A 22,003-nucleotide genomic window follows, 5' to 3' on the forward strand; every position below is an offset into this window, starting at 1 on the left:
GAGGGCGCTAGTTGCGAGCGATCGCGAACATCCGCAGGAACTCGACGTAGAGCCACACGATCGTGACCATGAGGCCGAATCCGCCGTACCAGCCCATCACGCGCGGCGCGCGGTTGTGCACGGCATTCTTGATGAAGTCGAAGTCGAGCACGAGCGAGTATGCGGCCATCAGAACGGCGAGGATGCCGATGATGATGCCGAGCGGAATGCCGAAGACGAGCTGTGAACGCAGGCCGAATGCCATATCGCTGGAGACGCCGCCGAACAGCATCAGGCCAACGTTGATCAGGCTGAAGACGAGGTAGCCGACCATCGCGATCAGGAACACCTTCGTGGCTTTCTTCGAGGCGCGGATCTTGCCGCTCGCGAACAGCACGAGGGTGACCGTGACCACAGCAAGCGTCGCGAGGACAGCCTGCATCACCACGCCGCCCCAGAGCTGCTCGAAGATGCTCGAGATGCCGCCGATGAACAGGCCCTCCGCCGCGGCGTAGAGCAGGATCAGCGGGGGTGACGGCTTCTTCTTGAACGCGTTGACAAGGCCGAGCACCAACCCGATGATGGCGCCCGGGATGGTCAGGACCGGCACGAACCAGGCGACCGTTGCCGTTGCCAACAGCACGATGAACATGAGTGCTGTCTTGCCGATGGTGTCACCGTAGGTCATGCGATCGGTGTCCGCTGCGGTCGCTGATGGGGCTTCGTACAGCTGCTGCAGCCCGTCGGCCGTCGCCAGGCCGGTCGCCTCAGTCGTGGCGACGGCGCTGTTCGCCGGGCGGAACGCGGGATTGTTGGACAGTGCAGGGTTCTTGAGAGCCATGACCCAACGTTACCCGAGAATGTGTAGGAGTTTGCTCAGCGTTTGCTGTTGGTCGCCGGGATTGCGTCCGCGCCGAGTGGCCAAGACTAGGATCGGTCCATGCGCGCCCGCACGTCCCCGCTGATCATCGGACATCGCGGTGCGTGCGGGTACCGCCCGGAGCACACGGCGAGCGCATATCGTCTTGCGTTCGCGCTCGGAGCGGATGCTGTCGAGCCCGACATCGTCGCCACTCGCGACGGCGTGCTGGTGCTTCGCCACGAGAACGAGATTTCCGCCACAACGAATGTTGCGCGGCATCCGGAATTCAACGACCGCCGCACAACGAAGTCCGTGGACGGCAAGGTCGTCACCGGCTGGTTCACGGAGGATTTCACCTGGGCGGAGTTGGCGACGCTGCGCGCGCGGGAGCGACTCGGCGAGTTGCGGCAGGCCAGCAGAAGCTTCGACGGGCAGTATCCGATCATGCGGCTTCGCGACCTGTTCACCCTGGTCGACGAGGTCGCGGATGTGTCGCTCGGCCCCGCGGGCATCGTCGCTGAGATCAAACACGCAACCTACTTCGAGTCGGTCGGGCTGCCCCTGGATGAGCTGTTCGCTGCGGAATTGGCCCAGGCCGGTTGGGCCGAGGAGCGGCAGCGGCTCGTCATCGAGTCGTTCGAACGCACCGTGCTCGGCAAACTGCACCAACGCGGGGTGCGTGCGGACCGGGTGTACTTGATCGAGGCATCCGGTTCGCCATTCGACGAGATCGCAGCGCACGGGTCCAGTGCCCGCGGTTACGCGGACGAAATGACCGAGGCCGGGCTATATGGGTTGGCCAGCGCACCGGCCGCGAGTCGAGTTGCAGGAGTGAGCGTGAACACGTCGATGATCCTGAGCGATCCGGTCAGGCAGGATGCGGGTGCGGACGTGGACGTGGACGACGACGAGCCGATCGCGGTCAGTGAGTTGGTTGACCTGGTGCACGCGGCGGGCCTCACGGCATATTGCTGGACGCTGCGGCCGGAGAACAGGTTTCTCGTGCCGAGCCTGCGCAGGGGCAGCGTTGCAGCTGACTACGGCGACTGGCAGACCGAATACCGACTACTGATGGAGACCGGCGTCGACGGCGTGTTCACCGATCACCCCGACTTGGCCCTTGCGGTGCGTGACACCCTGTAGTCCATGCCGCTCGCGGGCTCCTCGACCAGCAGCTGCGGCGGTTCAGGGATACTCTTCGCCGCCGGCCTCGCGCCGCACAGAGGTCCATGCCGATTGGATGTGGGCGCGCATGACCGACTCGGCCCAGGTGGCGTTGCGGGCGCGGATCGCATCAACCAGTTCGTGGTGATGCGTGAGACTCCTGCGCAGTTCTTCGGGCGTGTAGTGCGAGAACGTTCGCCAGACCAGCGGCAGTTGCACCAGGGAGGCGAGCAGACCGCGGATGCGATCGTTGCCTGAGGCCTCGAGGATCGCTGTGTGGAAACGGCTGTTCAGTTCCGTGAGCGCGTCCAGGTCGGCGTGCGGCCGCCCCGCTGTTGCGCTCATGTCATCCGCGAGCTGCTGCAGGAGGTCGATGTCCGCCATGCCGCCGGCCGCGGCCATACCGCAGGCCCAGGGTTCCAGGAGCGAGCGGATCGCGTAGACATCCGCCAGATCCTTCAGTGTCCAGCTCTGCACCTGAACGCCCCGATTGCGCTCGTGCCTCACCAGGCCCTCAGCCGCGAGGCGGCGCAACGCTTCGCGGACCGGCGTTCTGCTGACACCGATGGATGTCGCCAAATCGCTTTCGCGCAGCCATTCGCCGCCCTGCTGTTCGCCGGACAGGATCTGCTCGCGAATCGATCGGTACGCAAGATCGACGCTGCGGCTGTCGCTGGACTGTTCTGCGCTGGACTGATTGGCGCTGGACTGTTCGGCGCTGGATCGTTCTGGGGTGCTGGTCATGACGCAATAAAAGCTAGCACGCCGCTCATTTCAGAGAATTGTATGCAATTTGGGTCAGATCTCTTGACGAGTCGTGAACTTCTACCTAGGTTGGTGGCTAAGCAACTGACAGATACTCGGCAATAGTGCTGATGTTGTATACGAAAGATGGCAATGGTGCAATCGGATCCGGTCTACCCGCTCGACGATCTACGGGTCGTCGAGCTCGGCTCCCTGCTGGCTGGGCCGTTTTGCGGTCAGCTTCTCGGCGATTTCGGCGCCGAGGTGATCAAGGTCGAAGATCCGGGTGTCGGCGACCCGATGCGGCAGTGGGGCCAGGAGAAGCCATACGGCATCTCGCTGTGGTGGCCGGTGGTCGCACGCAACAAGAAATCGATCACGGCGAACATGCGCACCGAGGCCGGTCAAGATCTCGTGCGTCGGCTGATCGTAGAGGCGGATGTGCTCGTCGAGAACTTCCGGCCGGGCACGCTCGAGCGCTGGGGCCTCGCCCCCGAGGAGCTGTGGAAGCTCAACCCGAGGCTGATCGTCACGCGGGTGACCGGCTACGGGCAGACCGGCCCGTACGCGAAACAGGCCGGCTACGGATCGATCGGCGAGGCGATGGGCGGCATCCGCTACGTCACTGGAGAGCCGGATCGGCCGCCGGCGCGCGTCGGCGTTTCGCTTGGTGACTCGCTCGCCGCACTGTTTGCGACACTCGGGACGCTGGTCGCACTGCACCAACGCGGGCGATCCGGAAAGGGCCAGGTCGTCGATTCGGCAATCTACGAGGCGGTTCTCGCGCTGATGGAATCGCTTCTGCCCGAGTGGCAGATCGCAGGCTACGAGAGGGAGCGCACCGGCTCAACGCTGCCGAATGTCTCCCCGAGCAACGTGTACCCGACCGCCGACGGCGAGATGGTGCTGGTGGCAGCCAATCAAGACACCGTCTTCCGGCGGCTTGCCGAGGTGATGGGTCGGCCGGAGTTCATCACCGATGACCGCTATGCCACGCACGGCGCACGCGGCGCCCACATGGAGGAGCTCGATCAGATCATCGCGCAGTGGACCACCACGCTCGGTGCTGACGATCTGCTGGAACGCCTGCACGTCGGTGGTGTGCCGGCTGGGCGCATCTTCCGCGCCAAAGACATGTTCGCCGACCCTCAGTTCGCCGCACGCGAAGCCATCGTGAAGCTGGTGCACCCGGAGCTCGGCGACTTCGCGCTCCAGAATGTTTTTCCACGACTGTCCGAAACGCCGGGGGCCGTCAGGCATTTGGGCCCGACGCTCGGCGAGCACAACGCAGAAATCTACCAAGGCCTGCTGGGCATCGACGACGACACCCTGTCGTCGTTGCGCTCCGCCGGCGTCATATAAGGAGAACCCATGAGCTATCGACTCGGTGTTGACGTCGGCGGAACGTTTACGGACATCCTGCTGGTCAACGAAGAAAGCGGCGAGACGTTCCGCGCGAAAACGTCGTCTACACCGGCCGACCAATCGGTCGGAGTGTTGCGCGGCATCCACCAGGTCTGCAACCTGGCCGACATCGGCTTACACGAGGTGGGCGACGTGCTGCACGGCACGACCGTGGCCACGAACGCCGTGCTCGAGGGCAAGGGCGCGCGAGTTGGCCTCGTTACGACGCACGGATTTCGGCAGGTTCTGCAGATCGCGCGGTCGTTCGTGCCCGGCGGGCTGGCCGGTTGGATTATTTGGCCCAAGCCCGAACCGCTCGCAGCCCTGGAAGACACCGTCGAGGTGATCGGCCGCATGGACAGCAAGGGCGAGATCGTCACCGCTCTGGATGAGGACGATGTGCGCGCCCAGTTGCGCAAGCTCAAGGTTCAGGGCGTCGAGGCACTCAGCGTCAGCCTGATCAACTCGTACGCCAACGCTGAACACGAGCAACGCATCGGCGAGATCGCCGCGGAGGAACTTCCCGGCATCGCCGTGTCGCTTTCATCCTCAGTGCTGCCGGAATTGCGCGAGTACGAACGAGCGATCACCACGGTTGCCAACGCCTACGTGCAACCGCAGGTGGCCAACTACGTCGAGCACCTCGAGAACCAGCTCACTGAATCGGGAGCGGCCGGCAAGCTCTACATCCTCAAGAGCGATGGCGGCCTGGTTTCAGCGGATGCCGCCGCTCACGATCCCGTGTCCGTGATGATGTCCGGCCCGGCCGGTGGCGTCATCGGCGCAGCCTGGGTCGCGGAGCAGGCCGGATTCGGCGATTTCCTCACCCTGGACATGGGCGGAACCTCGACCGACGTGGCTCTCGTACAGGGGCTGACCCCGCGGATCGGTCGCGAGACATCCGTCGGAGACCTCACCGTGCGGGCAACGTCTGTCGACGTGCGCACGGTCGGGGCAGGGGGCGGCTCGATCGCACACGTTCCGCCGCTGACTCAGGCGCTGCGGGTGGGCCCGCAGAGCGCGGGCGCCGACCCGGGGCCCGCGGCGTACGCTGCAGGCGGCACCGAGCCGACGGTGACGGATGCCGATGTCGTGCTCGGCTATCTTCCGACAGAACTCGCCGGCGGTGAGATCACCCTGGATCGCGACGCAGCCCGCACCGCGGTGCAGTCGATTGTGGATGCCACGACGCTGGACTCCGTCGAGGCCGCCGCGGCCGGAATCGTCGACATCGTCAACGAGAACATGTTCGGCGCACTGCGACTCGTCTCGGTGCAGCAAGGATTCGACCCGCGCGACTTCGCGCTCGTCGCGTTCGGCGGTGCCGGACCACTGCATGCGAACGCGCTGGGTCGCCTGATGGGAACCTGGCCGGTGATCATCCCGCCCTCGCCCGGCGTGCTGTGCGCCTACGGCGATGCGACGACCAGCCTGCGCGACGAGTCGGTGCGCACCCTCGTCGTCAGCTTCAACGACCTGACGGATGACAGCCTTCACGAAATCCTGGACGAGCTGGCCGCCCTGGCGCGCGCCTCGCTCACGGCGGACGGCATCGCCGAATCCGAACATACGATCGTCTACTCGGCAGACCTGAGGTATCTCGGGCAGGGATTCGAGATCCCAGTAACGATCGATATCGACACTTTCGACGGAAACGGCGCCGGCTTGGCCGCGTTGCGAGCGGTGTTCGACGCCGAGCATGAACGTCTGTTCTCGTTCCTGCTCGATGCCGAACACGAGATGGTCACCGTGCGGGCAACGGCCAGCGGGCCGCGCCCCGAGGTAGCGGCGCAGTCATTGGATGACGGTGGCAGCGACCCCGCCGTCGCACTCAGCTCGACGACGCAGATCTGGGTCGATGACGCGTTCGTCGCCGCGAACGTCTACGACCGGCAGCGGCTGCGCGCCGGCAATGTCGTCGTCGGCCCGGCGATCGTCACCGAAATGGACTCAACAACCCTCGTGCTGCCCGACCACGCCGCAACCGTGCACGCCAGCGGCAGCCTGCTCATTCGACCCACCAGCACCCAATCGAACACCGCGACCCAGGAGGCATAGCGCCATGGCACGCCTGATTGAAACCGCAACAGAACCGCTGCAACCCGTGGATGTCGACGTCGTCACCATCGACCTGGTCGAGAACGCGCTGCGTCACGCCCGGTACGAGATGGACGAGGTCTTGTTCCGCACGGCGCTGTCGCCGGGCATCCGCGAACAGCACGACGAATTCCCGCTGATCGGCGACGCCGAGGGCAAGATGGTCGTCGGCCAGTTCGGCCTGTCGATCCCGGACTTCCTCGACAACTTCCACGGCACGATCGAAGAAGGCGACGTGCTGCTGACCTCAGACCCGTACTCGTGCGGCGCCGCGATCAGCCACGCCAACGACTGGCTGATTGTGATGCCGATCTTCTTCGAGGGCCGCATCGTCGGCTGGTCGTCGATGTTCGGCCACATGACGGATGTCGGCGGCAAGACTCCTGCCTCGATGCCGACGGATGCCCGCACCATTTTCGAAGAGGGCGTGGTGATCCCGCCGTTCAAGATTTACAACAAGGGCGTGCTCGCCGAGGACGCGCTGCGGATCATCCTGAACCAGGTGCGGAAGCCCGACTGGAACCGGGCGGACCTGAACGGTCTGATCGCGGCGTGCCGCACGGCATCCCGGCGGGTGCAGGAATTGTGCGCGCGGTTCGGTGCCGAAACGTACACGTCGGCGCTCGACGCGCTGATGGATCGCAATTATCGCGCGATGAAGACGCTGCTCGCCCTGGTCTTCAAAGACGGTGAGACGCTGTCGTTCACCGACTACATCGACGATGACGGCGTAGGTTTCGGCCCGTACAAACTCAAGATGAGCCTGACCCGCACCGGCGACAAGGTGACGCTGGACTTCCGGGAGAGCAGTCCGCAAGCGCAAGGCCCGATCAACTACTTCATCAACGAGAACCTCGTGCGGATGTTCTTCGGCATCTACATGATCACCGTCGCTGACCCGCAGATTCTCTGGAACGACGGCTTCTATCCACTGGTCGACGTGATCATTCCGGAGGACTCATTCTGGAAACCGAAGTATCCGGCAGCGCTGAACGCCCGCAACCATGGGATCGGCCGCGTGTTCGACCTGTTCGGCGGGTTGCTTGGGCAGACCAACCCCGACCTGCTCAACGCGGCAGGGTTCTCCTCGTCTCCGCACTTCATGTACTCGGGCAACTACGGAGAGGGCGAACGCAAGGGCGAGTGGTTCCAGCTGTACTCGATCGGCTTCGGCGGCATCCCGGGGCGCCCGGTCGGCGACGGACCGGACGGGCACTCGCTGTGGCCGTCGTTCGTGAACATCCCGTGCGAGTATCTTGAGTCGTACTATCCGTTGCGGATCGAACGTTGGGAGACCATCGCGGATACCGGCGGTGCTGGACTGCATCGCGGCGGCAATGGAGTGGACGTGGCGTACCGATTCCTGGAGCCGGGCACCATCGCCATCCACGACGACCGCTGGCTGACCTATCCGTGGGGGGTCAACGGCGGCGAACCGGGTGCGCGCGGCACCAAGTGGATCGACCGGGTGGACGGCACGAAGGACGTCATCCCGAGCAAGGTGATCGACGTGCAGGTCTATCCCGGCGACGTTCTGCACTTCGTGACCTGGGGTGGCGGCGGTTGGGGTGATCCGCTCGCACGCGACGTCGATTTGGTGGCGCTCGAGGTGAAGCGAGGCCTGGTCACCGCCGACGGGGCGCGTGCGTACGGGGTGGTCTGTGACGACGCAGGCGTGATTGATCACGCGGCATCCGAAGCGTTGAGGGCGGAATTGAGTGCAGGCCGGCCGAACCCGCTGCCGACGTTCAACATGGGGCCGCCTCTGGCAACCATCATTGAAAGATGCTTGGAGGAGACCGGATTGCCGGCGCCGCGGCCGCCCGTGCGGCTGTGAGCCCAGCCCGCGACACTCCCGTCGGTCGAGTAGCGAGCGCCAGCGAGCGTATCGAGGCCCCCGTGCCGAGATCGCTCCGTTGGTCGAGTGGCGAGCGCCTGTCCCTGAGCTAGTCGAAGGGCGAGTGTATCAAGGCCCCTGTGCCGAAGTGAGGAGAGACTGATGACGGAATTTTCAACCGGTTTCGGAGGCGCGCTCGCGCTGGGCCGCCGACCTGCCGTGCTGTCGATCGACCTTATGCGCGCCTACTACGACCCGACCAGCCCATTGTGTCTGCCGTCGACCTCAAGTCTGGAGGCGGCCGGCCGGGTCGTCGCGGCCGCGCGTGAGGCTGCCATTCCCGTGGTGCACACGCGTACGATCTTCGGCCCGGGCGGCATCGACGGCGGCCTGTTCATCCGCAAGGTCCCGGCGCTGTCGATGCTGATCGGCGACAACGCCATGAACGCGATCATGCCGCAGGTCGCGCCGCGTGCCGATGAACTCGTGCTAGTGAAGCAGTATGCGAGCGCGTTCTTCGGCACAACACTCGTCTCGACTCTGCAGGCCAACGGCATCGACACCGTCGTGATCGTCGGCGTCAGCACGAGCGGATGCGTGCGGGCGACCGCCGTCGACGCACTGCAATACGGCGTCGTCGCTGCAGTGGTTCGGGATGCGGTCGGAGACCGGACGGATGCGACCCATGAATCGAACCTGTTCGATCTTGGCGCCAAGTATGCGGAGGTTCTCGACGAGCCGACGATCATCCGCTACCTGGAGCAGAGCAGATGAGCAAGGTTCGGGCGAACACGGTCGAGATTTGTGAGGTGTCTCCGCGCGACGGGTTGCAGAACGAGGACGTGGTCGTCAGCACCGCCGACAAGATCGAGCTGATTGAGCGCGCGGTCGCGGCCGGGGCTCGCCGCATCGAAGCGGTCAGTTTCGCGCATCCGAAGCGGGTGCCGCAGATGGCGGATGCAGAGGCGGTCATGGCCGGGTTGACGCATCCGGAGGGCGTGCGCTACGCCGGCCTAGTGATGAACCGGCGCGGCTTGGACCGCGCGCTCGCCGCAGGAGTCGATGAGATCAACATCGTGGTGGTGGCTACCGACACGTTCTGTCAGCGCAATCAGGGCATGACGACCCAGCAATCCGTCGACCAGGCGGTGGGCCTCGTCGCGGACGCCCGGGCCGCCGGCGTCGGTGCGACGATTACGATCGGCGCCGCATTCGGGTGTCCGTTCGAAGGCGAAGTGCCCGTCGTCCGCCTGCTCAGTGTGCTTGAGCGAATTGTCGATGCGGGCGCTGATGAACTCGCACTTGCCGACACCATCGGCGTTGCGGTGCCGAGCGATGTGACCGAGCGGATGCGCATGGCGCGTGACCTGGCCGGCGCTACGTTGCCGTTACGCATCCATCTGCACGACACGCGGCACACAGGGGTGGCTAACGCGGTCGCGGCGGTCGCTGCGGGCGTTTCCGTGCTGGATGCGAGCATCGGCGGCACGGGCGGATGCCCGTTTGCGCCGAACGCGACCGGAAATGTGGCGACCGAGGACCTCGTGTACCTGTTCGATCGGATGGGCATTTCGACGGGCTTGAGTCTCGGCGAGGTCGTCGCAGCGACTGCCTGGCTCGAGGGCAAGCTCGACAAGAAACTGCCGGGTGCCCTGCTGCGCGCGGGAGGCTTCCCGGACTAGCGGGCACCGGCAACGCGCACGAGAACAGGCGAATGTCGTCGACAGGTGGCCATCTAGCCTGTTTTGGTGTCGGATGCGTGATTTCTCCTGTTGTGCTGTTGTAATCCAGCTATCGCTTTCGCCGAGCTAGACGATTACGGCCATGTTTCGACGATCGCGGTGTGGCCTGGCGCGGTGGCGTACTTACGGTCATCGGTGAGCAACGGCATACCCAACGACTCGGACAGCGCCACATAGAACGCGTCATACGCGGTGAAGTTGTTCCGCAGCGCCAGTACCCGGCGCTGGTAGGGCTGCATCGGGTAGCGCACCAACGGCAGGTCAGCGAGATCATCGAGCATCTCGTCGGCCCGCTTCGGATCTATTTTGATGGCGGGCTTCGAGGTCAGCAGCAGACCGCGGATTGCGGAACTCACCTCGCCATCGATCAGCGCCGGCGCGTGCACATGTCGCTGCTGGCCGAACCGGTCGCGCAGCATCTCGTCTCCGCGGCGGTTCTGCAGCAGCCGCACCACGATCGACGCGTCGACGACCGTCATGAACGTTGATCATCGTCAATAAACGAGCGGATGTCCTCACCACTGGCCTCAACGCTGGTTCGACCGCCGATCCGCGCGAGAACGTCAGCCATCGCAGGGCGCGCGGCGTCGTCGTGGATCAGCTCGCGAAGGTAGCTTGACAATGACATGCGCCGGGACGCTGCGCGCGCACGCAGGACCTCTGCATCGTCCGCTGGGACGTCGCGAATCTGAATGATTTCTTTGTTCATAGAGTCAGAATACGTCTCATTCATGAACTCTGCATGCAGATGGTGCACGATTTCCGTCCGGCTCGCGGTCGTTACGAAAACAGTTGAGCCACTGGTGGCCAGGGTGAGCTCGTCGTGGTCCACACCGTTCAGAATAGGGTGCGGGGCATGCCTGCCGGGCCGCGGATTTCGTGAATGGATCGCCTTTCGAGCAGACAAAAGGCCCCGGAGTGGGCCGGTATTGTGTCGATATGGGTTCGTTCGCTCCGATGAATCAAGAACTGGAGACCGAACGCCTTCGGTTGCGGCCGCGGCGCCCCTCGGACGCTGAGATGCAACGGTCGCTTTGGGCTGAGCGCGACCCTCGGTCACGACGCGTCATCAGCTCAGACGGCAGACGGACTGTCGAAGAAATGCGTGTCATCATCACGACGCAGCTCGCAGAGTCGGACCGGACCGGCTTGTATCTGCTCAACATCGAGCGAAAGGGAGAGCCAGGGTTCCACGGATATGCGACCGAGGCTGCCGGTGCCGTAATCGCCGCCGCACGAGACACGGGATGCACGCGCCTCTGGGCCACCGTGCGGGAATGGAACGTCGCCTCATTTAGAGTCCTCGAAAAGAATGGCTTCCTCGACAGCGGCAAACGAACCAGGGAAAACGAGCGCGGTGATCGTGTGTGGATGACTCGAGATCTCACCAACGGTATGCAAAGCGAATTCTCGGTGTGATCCGATCCTTAGGCCGTTCTGCTTGCGGTGACCACGCGGTCTCGGTCGCGGTGCGCCTATGTCGTGTCGGAGCGCGGCAGGACGCGATACGTCGTCTGCACCATTCCGCCGTCGAGCACGTTGGTCCGGACGTGTTCGAGGCTGATATCGGTGGATAACGGCCCGAAAAGTGGGGCCCCATCTCCGATCAGAACCGGCACGCGAGACAAGGTCATTTCGGAGATCAGCCCTGCTTCAAGAAAGGTGCGCACCGTGCGACCCCCGTCGACATAGACACGCCGGTAGCCCGCGTCGGTGAGTGCCTGCACTGCGGCGGTGAAACCGGCGTGCACGGTGATTCGACGATCGATATCGGCTGGAAGAGTGCTGCTGAGCACGTGCACCGGGCGTCCTAAGTAGGGCCACTCACTCTGGCTCGCAATCGCCTCGTAGGTGCTTCGACCCATCAGAAGCGCGTCGACGCTTTCCATGAACGGGGTGAATCCGGCATCGCCGGCGGGCTCTCCTCGGCTGATCAGCCACGAGAGGTCGCCGTCCGGCCGGGCGATGAAATCGTCAACGCTGAGGCCGAGAAAAACACACCCTTCGAACATCGCAGATGTCGTCATGCGCCATAGCTTGCCACCGAGCACTGACAATCTAGATACCACACCTCAACCGCCCCACAAACGATCGGTCTATGGGCTGCGTTAAAGCGGCTTCCCCGGGGTAGCCGCGCGCTGCCTGAGCAAGCATGATTGGCGCGATGAAGGCGACCAAAACGACGGAGATTTCTCGAGAATCGCCGTTGTGTGCTGGCGGAGCCTGGCCTGTCGTGAGCTTTCTCCGTCGTTTGGGTTGACGCCGCCGAGGGGCTCGATACAGCGGGTTACGCGGAGCAGCGAACAATTCTCGAACGCCCGATCTTCGCGCGGGGCACAGGCATGCGCCCGGGCCTCGAGCCGTCGTCGAATCAGTCGCTGTTCGACGCTCTCGATGCAGCGGGCAACCTCTCATGATCGTGCTGGAGGTCAACGTGGTCATTGCCGCCTTTCGAGCTGACCACGTGCATCACCCGATCGCGACTTCAGGCGTTTCGATGATGTGCAGATCGTGGCACCCGGGCGCCCTGATGGAAGTGCTGGCAAGGCATCCGGTGTCGGGGGCGGCGCCTAAACTTGATGCAGACATGACGACTCTCCTTGATCCCGATGATGCCCGCGCAAGCACGCCTCAACGCGGTGCCGCGACACCGATCATTTTGGATGGCGGGCAACTCGATGGCGCGGCATCGGGCGCCGGACGACCGGGCCCCAGCCCAGATGGGTTTCAGGACGCACTTCTCGACGGACTCAATCCGCAACAGCGTGAGGCCGTCGAATACCGCGGCCCCGCGCTCCTGATCGTTGCGGGCGCAGGCAGTGGCAAGACCAGTGTGCTCACGCGGCGTATCGCGAGCCTGCTCGGCAGTCGCGAGGCCTGGCCCAGTCAGATCCTCGCGATCACGTTCACGAACAAGGCCGCTGCAGAGATGCGCGAGCGGGTGCAGACGCTCGTGGGGCAGGCATCCGACGGTATGTGGATCTCCACATTCCACTCAGCGTGCGTGCGCATCCTGCGCCGCGAAGCGGAGAATTTCGGCTTCACCAAGAACTTCACGATCTACGATTCCGGCGACAGCCGGGCGCTGCTCAAGCGCATCATCAAGGGTCTCGACGCCGACACGTATGGGTTCACGCCGGCGAACGCATCCGCCAAAATTTCGAAACTGAAGAACGAACTGGCGGATGTCGATTCCTACGCCCGCAACGCAAACCTCAACGATCCGCAGGAGCGGCTCTTTCTCGAGATCTTCCGCCAATACACACGCGAACTGAACCAGGCTAACGCGTTCGACTTCGACGACCTGATCGGGCAGGTCGTGTTTCTGTTCCGAGCGTTTCCGAAGGTTGCGGCGCTCTACCAACGGCGATTCCGGCACATTCTGGTCGACGAATATCAGGACACGAACCATGCGCAATATTCACTGATCCGCGAGCTCACACAGCCGGTCGTGCCTGACCTTGTCGACGAACTCGAGGGCCAAGGCCTGTACGTCAAGGGGTTGCGGGACAGTTCCGGTGCGATTCCCGGTGCGTCACTGACCGTGGTCGGTGACTCGGATCAGTCGATTTACGCCTTCCGGGGCGCGGACATCCGCAATATCTCCGAGTTCGAGCGCGACTTCCGTGGCGCGAAGGTGGTGCTGCTGGAGCAGAACTATCGCTCGACCCAGAACATCCTCTCAGCGGCGAACGCGGTGATCTCGCACAATTTCGACCGCAAAGACAAGAACCTGTGGACCGCGGTCGGCGACGGTGAGAAAATCGTCGGCTTCACCGGGTACAGCGGGCACGACGAGGCACAGTTCGTCGCCGATGAGATCGACGCACTGCACCGCGCGGGCACGCCGTACAACGAGATCGCCGTTTTCTATCGCACCAACGCGCAGACACGTGCGCTCGAGGAGATCTTCATCCGCGCGGCGCTGCCATATCGCATCATGGGCGGCACCAAGTTCTACGAGCGTGCCGAGATCAAAGACACGCTCGCCTACCTGACCGCGGTCGCCAACCCGCAGGATGCACTGGCACTTCGGCGCATCCTGAACACGCCCAAACGCGGCATCGGCCCGACAACCGAGACGCAGTTGAACTCGTGGGCGGAAGACAACGGCGTCAGCTATCGGCAGGCCATGCGCGACGCCGACGCGCTGGGCCTCGGCCCCAAGGTCACCGGTGCAATCCTCAAGCTTGCAACGCTTCTCGACGATGCAGCACTGAAGATCGATCCGGATGCCCCCGGCGGCGCCGCGTCCGTCGCCGACGTGCTGATCTTCCTGCTCGACGGCAGCAACTATCTGGGTTCGCTACGGATGAGCCGCGACCCGCAAGACGAAGCACGCGCCGAGAACGTAGAGGAGCTGGTCGCGGTAACGCGCGAATTCGCGCGCAACAATCCGGATGGCGGACTCATCGACTTCCTCACGGAAGTGCAGCTTGTCGCGGCAGCGGACGATCTCGACGACTCGAGCGGAACAGTCTCTTTGATGACGCTGCACACCGCCAAAGGCTTGGAATACGACGCCGTGTTTCTCACCGGCGTCGAAGAAGGGCTGCTGCCGCATCAGATGTCGGCCGCGGAGCCGGGCGGGCCCGCAGAAGAGCGCCGCCTGTTCTATGTCGGCATCACCCGGGCCAAGAAGCGGCTGTATTTGTCGCTTGCGATGTCGCGGGCGCAGTTCGGTGAGACGTCAGTGGCGATGCCGAGCAGATACCTGCAAGAGATTCCGGGCGAGTTGATCGAGTGGCGGCAGTCGCCCGGCACGGCGAACGGCCGGGGCGGAACCCAATCGCGCGCGCTCAACGCACGCCGGGACGGCGGTTTCGGTGGTGGTGGCACGGCGGGTGGCTATGGCCGGCCAGCGCTCGACAAGCCGAAAACCGAGTGGCCGAATCGCGTCACCGGAACTGTGCGCGACAACGGCGACCTCGAACTAGCTGCCGGCGACACCATTCGACACACCGACTTCGGTGTCGGACATGTGAGTGCCGTCACAGGCGAAGGCACGAAGCGGGTCGCACATGTGCAATTCGACACGGCCGGTGCGAAGAAGCTTCTGATCAAGATCGCGCCGATCGAGAAGTTGTGACGCACTGATGACCTCTGTCGCCATATCATGAACCTGCCTGTACGCATGGAGTCTCGCGACGAGTCCACGCGGACTTCCCGGGTCAGGTGGCTCTGGGTGCGATAGCAATGACGAGCTCCGCGTCGAGCGCGGCCGATACTCTCTCCAGCACGGGGATGGTCGGCACCGTGCCGCCGGCCTCCAGGCGGGACAGGGCGGACTGCGTCATCCCGGCCCGCGCGGCAGCCGCGGCTTGGGACAGGCCCAATGCCAACCGACGCTCCCGGACCGCGCGGCCCAATTCGAACGCTCGGCGGGCCTCCTCGTAGCCTTCGCGGTACGCCCCGACCTCGCGCCTACGGGCGGCAACGTCCTCATAACTGTTGTGGGTGTCCATCTATCCTCATCGCCCTCGTTCATATATGCCGTGTGCCGGGCGGTGTCCGGCCTCACACTCCGCGTGTTCGGCTAACAATCCGACGAGGAAGTCGACCCGGCCGAAATCACGGTCAGACAGGCCCTCCAACCAGGCTCTGACCTCCGGCTCAATCTCAACCCGGTACAGAGACGCTATAGCGGGGATGCTATATGCATTCAATGCTATGACACACCGATCGTGTCAGTCTCGGTACTGTCAGTTTCGACACTCGTCTGCCGATTGGACCGCACGCCGCAGTTTCGCGAACACTCCGGACTCCGCGCGGTGGCGTCGGTGCGCTGCTCGCGGTCGCTGTAAGTGCCGCAGCCGTTCTAGTGGGTTCGCCGGCCGAGGGGGTCGTCCCGGAAACGCGCAGCGCACGGCGGCACCGCGACTGAACGCGAGCAAGACGAGTCCGGTCAGGAGCGCGCCTGCGGCGAAAGTAATGGCGCTTTGTGCAGCTGCACCGAGCCCGATTGAGCGACCCGTTGCGGCGAGCTCGTGCCTCACCGGGGCAACCGTCCGTGCATTGGCCGGTGGTGCGGCCGGAGCGGCCGGCGCGGGCACGAAGCTGACTTCCTCAGCAACCCCGAACGCGGATCGCCACGGCAGAATGCGGGCAGCGCCGTGCTCGGCCGCGGTATCTGCCGCATCAATCCGTTCGGCCCAGACGTAGTGCCCTGCTGTCGGTAGTGTGCACGGTTCGGTCTCGTAGTCACCTGGACCCTGATCGATCACCGTGCTGACTTCGCATACGACAGGGGCACCGGCCGGCGGCTCGGCCGCGCGTTCGGGCGCGCTCTCGAAAGGCCCGAAGAGCGTGCTGAGCACCGTGACGGGGATCGGTGTATACGGCCCGCCATCAGCGCCGACGATGCCCCATGCCGTTGAGTGCGGCGCAACAGCTTCACCGCTGTCCGCGCCAGGCCGGTCTGCCCCATCGGCGGCACTGACCGTGAGGTGGTCCGTGATTTCGGCACCCACCGCAGCAGTCGCAGCGCTCGTGCGCGTGACGACCTGCGGCCGGAACGGCAGCGGTGTCGGGCGCTCGGCCGACGCATCCGCCACCGCTCGGGCAGACGCGGCCCCGCCGAGCAGGAGGTTTTGCACGTCCGATGGATTGTGCGCGACCGTTGCGTTGTCGCCATACGGCAGCTCGCCGAATTCCGCGTGCGCTGTAACCTTCAGGATCGCATGGGCCGTCGCCGGCCGGATTGCAACCGGTTCGCCGTTGCCGACCTCGGCCGTCGTGGAACCGTCTGCGAATCTCGCGCCCTCCAGGGTGAGAGTGCCTCGGTGGGTACCCGGTGGCAGGGTGCTCCCACCACTGAGATAGTCGACGTCGAGCTCGGCGCGAACGGTATCGCTACCGTCGTCGCCGCGCTCGATCAGCACCCGTGCAGCGACGCCGCGCGATGCGCCGGTCGCGCCATTGACCTGCGCGAGCATGCTGGTTGCTGCTGCGAGCACCGCTGTCGCTGCACCGTTCGCTCGAGCGGCCAACGCAGCCGTCGTCTGCCCGTTCAGGCCGGTGATCAGCCAGGTCGCGAGCTGCGCCGACGCAGCAACATCCGGATCCGTCGTGGCGCCCCAAGTGCGGGCGATGTACGCGAGCCGGGCTGCGTCATCCGCCGAGTACCAACCCAATGTGCGCAGATCAACGGGCGTGAAGTCCGATCCGCGCGGCGACGGGCGGCCGAGATTCAGGCAGAATCCGGACTGGCCGTCCGCGAGCCGATACGTGCCGATCCATAATCCGGTCGAGGTGGAGCTATGGCCAACCGCGGCGCCCGTCGAGATGATCGCGGATGCCGGCGCGGCGGCAAAAACCGCGCCGAGACTCGACAGCAACAGGCCGAGCAAGACCGCGGCGGCGGTGAGGCGGATGCCGCGCGGCGTGCGCCGCATCAGCGTGCCGGCCGGCTTCAGCGCGGACGGAAAGCGTAGTGAGGATAAGGTCATATGGGCATGCTGCCGTGGGCATCGCAATGCTTCTGCTGCGATTCCGCAATCTGTGGAGAACGCTTGCGAGCGTGAGGCTGTGGAAAACTCCAATCCCGGCGAAAACGTGCCGAGGCCGCAGCTCGCTGAGCACCTGAATACGCTGTACAGGTCAAGATGAGAAGAGCGCAGTCACGATCGCACAGCCACCACCGAACAGCCACCACCGCACAGCCACCACCGCACAGCGAGGAGCACAGTGACAACGACACCGGCAGGGCTGACCCTGGCCATCGACCTCGGCAAGACCTCCTGCCGCGCGCGCGTGAGCCACGACGGGGCCGCGATCGCCGAGGGCAAGGGCGCCGGCGCCCCGGGGCTGGCTGACCACAACGGCGCTGAACTGTCGTTCCAAGCGATCGCGGCTGCTGCCGCCGCAGCCGGCGTCGACCCGCGCGACTACGCACGAATCGGCATCGGCGCGGCCGGCGTCGAAGCGGGGCGCGCAGCCGCACGCGAGCTCATCCGGATCGTGCGTTCCCGGCTGGCGGATGTTCCGGTCGCGATCATCAACGATGCCCTGGCGGCGCACGCTGGCGCGTTCGCAGGCGGTTCCGGCAGCATCCTCATTGCCGGGACCGGCGCGATCTGCTTCACCGTGACCGAAGCGGGTGCGGTCATGCAGATCGACGGCTGGGGTCCCTGGCTCGGCGACGACGGCAGTGGACAGTGGATCGGCCGGCATGGCATGCAGGCGGTGCTGCGCGCACACGACGGCCGTGGTCCCGCCACCGCACTGACAGCGGATGCCGCCGAGCTCGCTGGCAGCATCGCGGAGCTTCCGCTGTGGGTCGCGCACTCCGGGGCACCTGCCCGCCAGCTTGGGCGTTTTGCGCCGGCCGTGATCGACCGTGCCGCAGAGCATGACACGGTAGCCGCCGGCATCGTCGACGAAGCCGCACGACTGTTGGCGCAGACCTGCGCTGCATCCGGATCGGATGCGGTGTGTGTGGCAGGCGGGCTCGCCGGGCATCCGTTCTTCGCCGCTCGGCTGCGGGAGGCGCTGGCCACGGCCGGACTCCGCGAGCTCGCTGCACGCGGCGACGCGCTGGACGGCGCTGCCCTGGTCGCGGCCACCGAGGAGCTGCCGCACGAAGGAAGGATCATCCGTGGTTGAATCACCGGAACGGCACGAGGAACAGCGCGAGGAGCAGCGCGAGGAGCAGTCGGGCTCACAGCGCGGCGGGCATGCTGGCGAACGACGCGACGCCTTGCTTGCACAGTTGGGCGAATTGTCGACAGAACAGGTCGGTGATGAGCAGCTGCAATTAGACCTGATGTCCGTCGCGGAGCTCGTCGACACCATGAATCGCGCCAATGAAACAGTGCCCGCCGTGGTGGCGGCAGCGGCGCCGGCGATCACCCGCGCGATCGACGGGATCGTCGAGCGCATGCAGCGCGGAGGGCGGCTGATCTATGTCGGCGCGGGCACGGCGGGTCGCATGGGTGTGCTCGCTGCGAGCGAGATCCCGCCGACGTTCGGCACGGACCCGACACTGGTCGTTGGCGTGATAGCGGGCGGGGCGGATGCCATCGGCAGCGCCGTCGAGAACGCCGAAGACAACGTGGGTGCCGCGGTCGCCGATCTGACGGTGTTGTCGCTGACGGCGGATGATGCGCTTGTCGGGATCTCGGCATCCGGCCGCACGCCGTACGTGCGCAGCGCGCTTGCGTACGGGCGGTCGCTCGGAGCGTTCACGGTGGCGCACGCGTGCAACACGAACTCGGAGATCGGGCAGGTTGCCGAGGTTGCGATCGAGACGGCCGTCGGCCCCGAGTTTCTGACGGGGTCGACCCGACTCGGGTCAGGCACGGCGCAGAAACTCGTGGTGAACATGATCAGCACGATCGTGATGGTGCGGCTCGGAAAGGTCTACGGGTCGCTGATGGTCGACCTCAAGGCGACAAACGAGAAGCTGCGCGCCCGCAGCCAGCGCACGGTGATGCTGGCGTCCGGCGTGGATGGGGCCACGGCCGCGCGAGCGCTCGCCGAGGTTGACGGTTGGGTGAAGGCCGCGATCGTCGTGGCCGTGACCGGGCTGAGCGGGCCAGATGCGATTCAGCTTCTCAGCGAGCATGGCGGAATGCTGCGCGCGGCGCTGGCGGCCGCGGTGGTCGAGTAGGTCGCCCTGCGATCGTCGACATGGTGGTCGAGTAGGTCGCCCTGCGACCGTATCGAGACCTGTGACGTGGCCTGCGCGGGTCTCGATACGCCTGCTCGCTGCGCTCGCTGGCTACTCGACCAGCGGTACCGTCGAGTAGGTCGCCCTGCGACCGTATCGAGACCTGTGACGTGGTCTGCGCGGGTCTCGATACGCCTGCTCGCTGCGCTCGCGGGCTACTCGACCAGCGGTACCGTCGAGTAGGGAGCGCTAGCGACCGTATCGAGAACCCGCAGCGAGCTCGCGACGCAGTGCGGCCAGTTCGCGGCGCCGCGGCGCGTGTCGTAGGCGCGCCGGCAATCGCGGAAACACGACGGCAGTCACTCGCAGCCAACACTGGAATCGTCGCTCGTGCCGCGGCCCCCAGCTCAGGTGGAACTCGTCGCGCAGCGCAGCGGGCAGCAGCCCGACGGTCATCAGCCGAGCAAGCGGCATCACCGCCTTGAGCCACAGTGGGCCGACACGCGGGTGCAGCAGATCCTGCGCGACCAGGCGTGTCGCATCCGTTGCATGCAGTGTCGGCAGGGTCGCATCCCAGTACGCGCGGAAGGCCGCACGATCGACCGGCCAGGCGCCTGGCGGCACCTGCAGAACGGTGCCGAGCGCCCCGTATTCGCGGTACACCCGCTCGGCCGTCTCGTCATCGAGTGCGCCGAAGATGCGCTCGTAGAGGCCGATTGCGGTGTCATACAGTGTCGCGGCGACCCACAGCTGCAGGCTCGGATCGTATGCGTCGTAGGCGGGGCCGTCGGCATCCGCTGGTCCGTTGACGGATGCGTGCGCGCGGTTCACGCGCCGCCGCACCGCCGCGATCTCCGCGTCGGTGCCATAGACGACGGCGTATGCATAGGTCAACGTGGCGTGCAGGCGATCCAACGGGCGGGACGCGAAGTCACTGTGCTCGGCGACACCGCGGCCGACACCCGGATACGCGATCTGCAACAGGATCGCACGACCGCCACCGGCGATGAGCACGCCTTCGTCGGCCAGATCCCGGATGCCGTGCACCGCCGCGCCACGTGCCATGCCGCCACTGTAGCCGCGCCGGCTGAGTCTCCAGCGCCGTGCGCCACTCGGGGCACCGTGCGCCAATTCAACTGGCGCATGGCGTGCGAAGTGGCGCACCGGGCAGGCGCATCCAGCACCATCGCCCGCTGTGACCGCATTCAGCGGGACAGGATAGAGTTTTGGTTGGCAAAATACCTCTCGGCGTCGACCAATCTCGCGGATGGCCGACCGGCCGAGTCAGTCGAGCGGCCAAAACCGTCGAGCAGCCAACACAGTCGAACAGAATGGGAAGCAGTGGATCTTTACGAGTACCAGGCCAGAGACCTGTTTGAGAAGTACGAGGTCCCGGTACTCCCGGGCATCATCGCGGACACTCCCGAGGAGGTGCGCGCGGCTGCCGAGAAGCTTGGCGGCGTCGTGGTCGTCAAGGCGCAGGTGAAGGTCGGTGGTCGTGGCAAGGCCGGCGGTGTGAAGGTCGCCAAGGATCCGGATGCCGCTGAGCAAGCCGCGCGGGACATCCTCGGCCTGGACATCAAGGGTCACACCGTGCGTCGCGTGATGGTCGCCGGCGGTGCCCGCATCGCACGCGAGTTCTACTTCTCTGTGCTGCTGGACCGCGCCAACCGTTCCTACCTGTCGCTCGCCAGTGTCGAGGGCGGCATGGAGATCGAGATTCTCGCCGTCGAAAAGCCGGAGGCACTCGCACGCATCGAGGTCGACCCGCTGGCCGGCATCGATGAGGCCAAGGCCGCTGAAATCGCCAAGGCCGGCGGATTCCCCGACGACCTCGTCGCCAAGGTCGCCCCCGTCATCGCGAAGCTCTACAACGTCTACAAGGGCGAGGACGCCACGCTCGTCGAGGTCAACCCGCTGGTGCTGACCGAAGAGGGCGACATCATCGCCCTCGACGGCAAGGTCACGATCGACGCGAACGCCGACTTCCGTCACCCTGACCACGCCGGCCTCGAGGATGCCGCCGCTGCTGACCCGCTCGAGGCCAAGGCGAAGGCGTCGCACCTCAACTATGTGAAGCTCGACGGTCAGGTCGGTGTCATCGGCAACGGTGCCGGACTGGTCATGAGCACCCTGGATGTCGTTGCGTACGCGGGCGAAAAGTATGGCGGCGTCAAGCCGGCGAACTTCCTCGACATCGGTGGCGGCGCATCCGCTTCGGTGATGGCTGCAGGGCTCGATGTCATCCTGGGCGACCCGCAGGTCAAGGCCGTGTTCGTCAACGTCTTCGGCGGCATCACGGCGTGCGATGCGGTCGCGAACGGCATCGTCAAGGCGCTGGAGATTTTGGGCGCCGAGGCGAACAAGCCGCTGGTCGTGCGCTTGGACGGCAACAACGTCGACGAGGGCCGACGGATCCTGCGCGAGGCGGCGCATCCGCTCGTCACACTCGCGGACACCATGGACGAAGGCGCCGACAAGGCCGCCGAACTTGCTTCTCGCTGATCTTCGGTCCCTGAGCTTGCCGAAGGGCGAGCGTATCGACCAAGAGATCACACCGACAC

At 65.3% G+C, this 22,003-nt stretch carries 19 protein-coding genes; 11 read left to right on the forward strand and 8 right to left on the reverse strand.

The annotated features are described in order from the left end of the window. Nucleotides 1-7: 7 nt before the first annotated feature. Entirely contained in the window at nucleotides 8-820 is an 813-nt protein-coding gene (locus QU604_RS04385) for a Bax inhibitor-1/YccA family protein (RefSeq protein ID WP_308467574.1), read from the reverse strand. Nucleotides 821-919: 99 nt separating this feature from the next. Between QU604_RS04385 and QU604_RS04390 the strand changes: the two genes are divergently transcribed. Beyond that, a complete protein-coding gene (locus tag QU604_RS04390) occupies nucleotides 920-1,984 on the forward strand; it encodes a glycerophosphodiester phosphodiesterase family protein (RefSeq protein ID WP_308467575.1) in 1,065 nt (354 codons plus the stop codon). Nucleotides 1,985-2,026: 42 nt separating this feature from the next. Here QU604_RS04390 and QU604_RS04395 read toward each other — a convergent pair whose 3' ends face one another. Further along, on the reverse strand, nucleotides 2,027-2,749 hold the full coding sequence (locus QU604_RS04395; protein ID WP_308467576.1) for a GntR family transcriptional regulator: 723 nt from the start codon (nucleotides 2,747-2,749) through the stop codon (nucleotides 2,027-2,029). 147 nt (nucleotides 2,750-2,896) lie between these two features. Between QU604_RS04395 and QU604_RS04400 the strand changes: the two genes are divergently transcribed. The 5 genes from QU604_RS04400 to QU604_RS04420 all read left to right on the forward strand — a co-directional run bounded on the left by QU604_RS04400 (nucleotide 2,897) and on the right by QU604_RS04420 (nucleotide 9,769). Then, entirely contained in the window at nucleotides 2,897-4,111 is a 1,215-nt protein-coding gene (locus QU604_RS04400) for a CaiB/BaiF CoA transferase family protein (protein ID WP_308467577.1), read from the forward strand. Nucleotides 4,112-4,120: 9 nt separating this feature from the next. Beyond that, nucleotides 4,121-6,211, forward strand: coding sequence for a hydantoinase/oxoprolinase family protein (locus tag QU604_RS04405; RefSeq protein WP_308467578.1), 2,091 nt, complete (start codon nucleotides 4,121-4,123; stop codon nucleotides 6,209-6,211). Between the two features lie 4 nt (nucleotides 6,212-6,215). Next, nucleotides 6,216-8,087, forward strand: a complete 1,872-nt coding sequence (locus QU604_RS04410; protein WP_308467579.1) for a hydantoinase B/oxoprolinase family protein — start codon at nucleotides 6,216-6,218, stop codon at nucleotides 8,085-8,087. Nucleotides 8,088-8,249: 162 nt separating this feature from the next. Continuing rightward, complete coding sequence (locus QU604_RS04415; RefSeq protein WP_308467580.1) at nucleotides 8,250-8,861, forward strand: isochorismatase family protein; 612 nt, start codon at nucleotides 8,250-8,252, stop codon at nucleotides 8,859-8,861. Further along, entirely contained in the window at nucleotides 8,858-9,769 is a 912-nt protein-coding gene (locus tag QU604_RS04420; protein ID WP_308467581.1) for a hydroxymethylglutaryl-CoA lyase, read from the forward strand. The genes QU604_RS04415 and QU604_RS04420 overlap by 4 nt, the downstream gene beginning before the upstream one ends. 134 nt (nucleotides 9,770-9,903) lie before the next feature. Here QU604_RS04420 and QU604_RS04425 read toward each other — a convergent pair whose 3' ends face one another. Together QU604_RS04425 and QU604_RS04430 are read right to left on the reverse strand one after the other, a co-directional pair. Continuing rightward, nucleotides 9,904-10,308, reverse strand: a complete 405-nt coding sequence (locus QU604_RS04425) for a type II toxin-antitoxin system VapC family toxin (RefSeq protein ID WP_308467582.1) — start codon at nucleotides 10,306-10,308, stop codon at nucleotides 9,904-9,906. Continuing rightward, entirely contained in the window at nucleotides 10,305-10,661 is a 357-nt protein-coding gene (locus QU604_RS04430) for a hypothetical protein (RefSeq protein WP_308467583.1), read from the reverse strand. Before QU604_RS04430 ends, QU604_RS04425 begins: the two co-directional genes overlap by 4 nt. A gap of 269 nt (nucleotides 10,662-10,930) precedes the next feature. Here QU604_RS04430 and QU604_RS04435 point away from each other — a divergent pair, with 269 nt between their 5' ends. Beyond that, nucleotides 10,931-11,248 carry a GNAT family N-acetyltransferase gene (locus tag QU604_RS04435; protein WP_308467584.1) on the forward strand — a complete coding sequence of 106 codons (318 nt, stop codon included), beginning with the start codon at nucleotides 10,931-10,933 and terminating at the stop codon, nucleotides 11,246-11,248. Nucleotides 11,249-11,304: 56 nt separating this feature from the next. Here the strand turns inward: QU604_RS04435 and QU604_RS04440 are convergent, their stop codons facing one another. Beyond that, entirely contained in the window at nucleotides 11,305-11,856 is a 552-nt protein-coding gene (locus QU604_RS04440) for a dihydrofolate reductase family protein (RefSeq protein ID WP_308467585.1), read from the reverse strand. Between the two features lie 560 nt (nucleotides 11,857-12,416). Here QU604_RS04440 and QU604_RS04445 point away from each other — a divergent pair. Beyond that, nucleotides 12,417-14,918: an ATP-dependent helicase gene (locus tag QU604_RS04445; protein ID WP_308467586.1), complete on the forward strand. Its 2,502-nt coding sequence runs from the start codon at nucleotides 12,417-12,419 to the stop codon at nucleotides 14,916-14,918. Between the two features lie 82 nt (nucleotides 14,919-15,000). On the opposite strand, the gene QU604_RS04450 is transcribed toward QU604_RS04445, so the two are convergent. Both QU604_RS04450 and QU604_RS04455 read right to left on the reverse strand, forming a co-directional pair. After that, nucleotides 15,001-15,294, reverse strand: a complete 294-nt coding sequence (locus QU604_RS04450; RefSeq protein WP_308467587.1) for a type II toxin-antitoxin system RelB family anti-toxin — start codon at nucleotides 15,292-15,294, stop codon at nucleotides 15,001-15,003. Nucleotides 15,295-15,531: 237 nt separating this feature from the next. Continuing rightward, nucleotides 15,532-17,277, reverse strand: coding sequence for a hypothetical protein (locus QU604_RS04455; protein ID WP_308467588.1), 1,746 nt, complete (start codon nucleotides 17,275-17,277; stop codon nucleotides 15,532-15,534). A gap of 238 nt (nucleotides 17,278-17,515) precedes the next feature. On the opposite strand from QU604_RS04455, the gene QU604_RS04460 reads away from it, so the two are divergent. Both QU604_RS04460 and murQ read left to right on the forward strand, forming a co-directional pair. Beyond that, the gene (locus QU604_RS04460) at nucleotides 17,516-18,433 is read left to right on the forward strand and encodes an N-acetylglucosamine kinase (RefSeq protein ID WP_308467589.1); all 918 of its coding nucleotides are present in this window, start codon (nucleotides 17,516-17,518) and stop codon (nucleotides 18,431-18,433) included. Next, nucleotides 18,426-19,439, forward strand: a complete 1,014-nt coding sequence (gene murQ / locus QU604_RS04465) for an N-acetylmuramic acid 6-phosphate etherase (protein ID WP_308467590.1) — start codon at nucleotides 18,426-18,428, stop codon at nucleotides 19,437-19,439. The genes QU604_RS04460 and murQ overlap by 8 nt, the downstream gene beginning before the upstream one ends. A 249-nt stretch (nucleotides 19,440-19,688) precedes the next feature. Here murQ and QU604_RS04470 read toward each other — a convergent pair whose 3' ends face one another. Continuing rightward, entirely contained in the window at nucleotides 19,689-20,504 is an 816-nt protein-coding gene (locus tag QU604_RS04470) for an oxygenase MpaB family protein (RefSeq protein WP_308467591.1), read from the reverse strand. A gap of 276 nt (nucleotides 20,505-20,780) precedes the next feature. Here QU604_RS04470 and sucC point away from each other — a divergent pair, with 276 nt between their 5' ends. Next, nucleotides 20,781-21,944, forward strand: a complete 1,164-nt coding sequence (gene sucC / locus QU604_RS04475; protein WP_308467592.1) for an ADP-forming succinate--CoA ligase subunit beta — start codon at nucleotides 20,781-20,783, stop codon at nucleotides 21,942-21,944. Nucleotides 21,945-22,003: the final 59 nt, after the last annotated feature.

Source organism: Rathayibacter sp. SW19, assembly GCF_030866825.1.
GTDB classification, from domain to species: domain Bacteria; phylum Actinomycetota; class Actinomycetes; order Actinomycetales; family Microbacteriaceae; genus Rathayibacter_A; species Rathayibacter_A soli.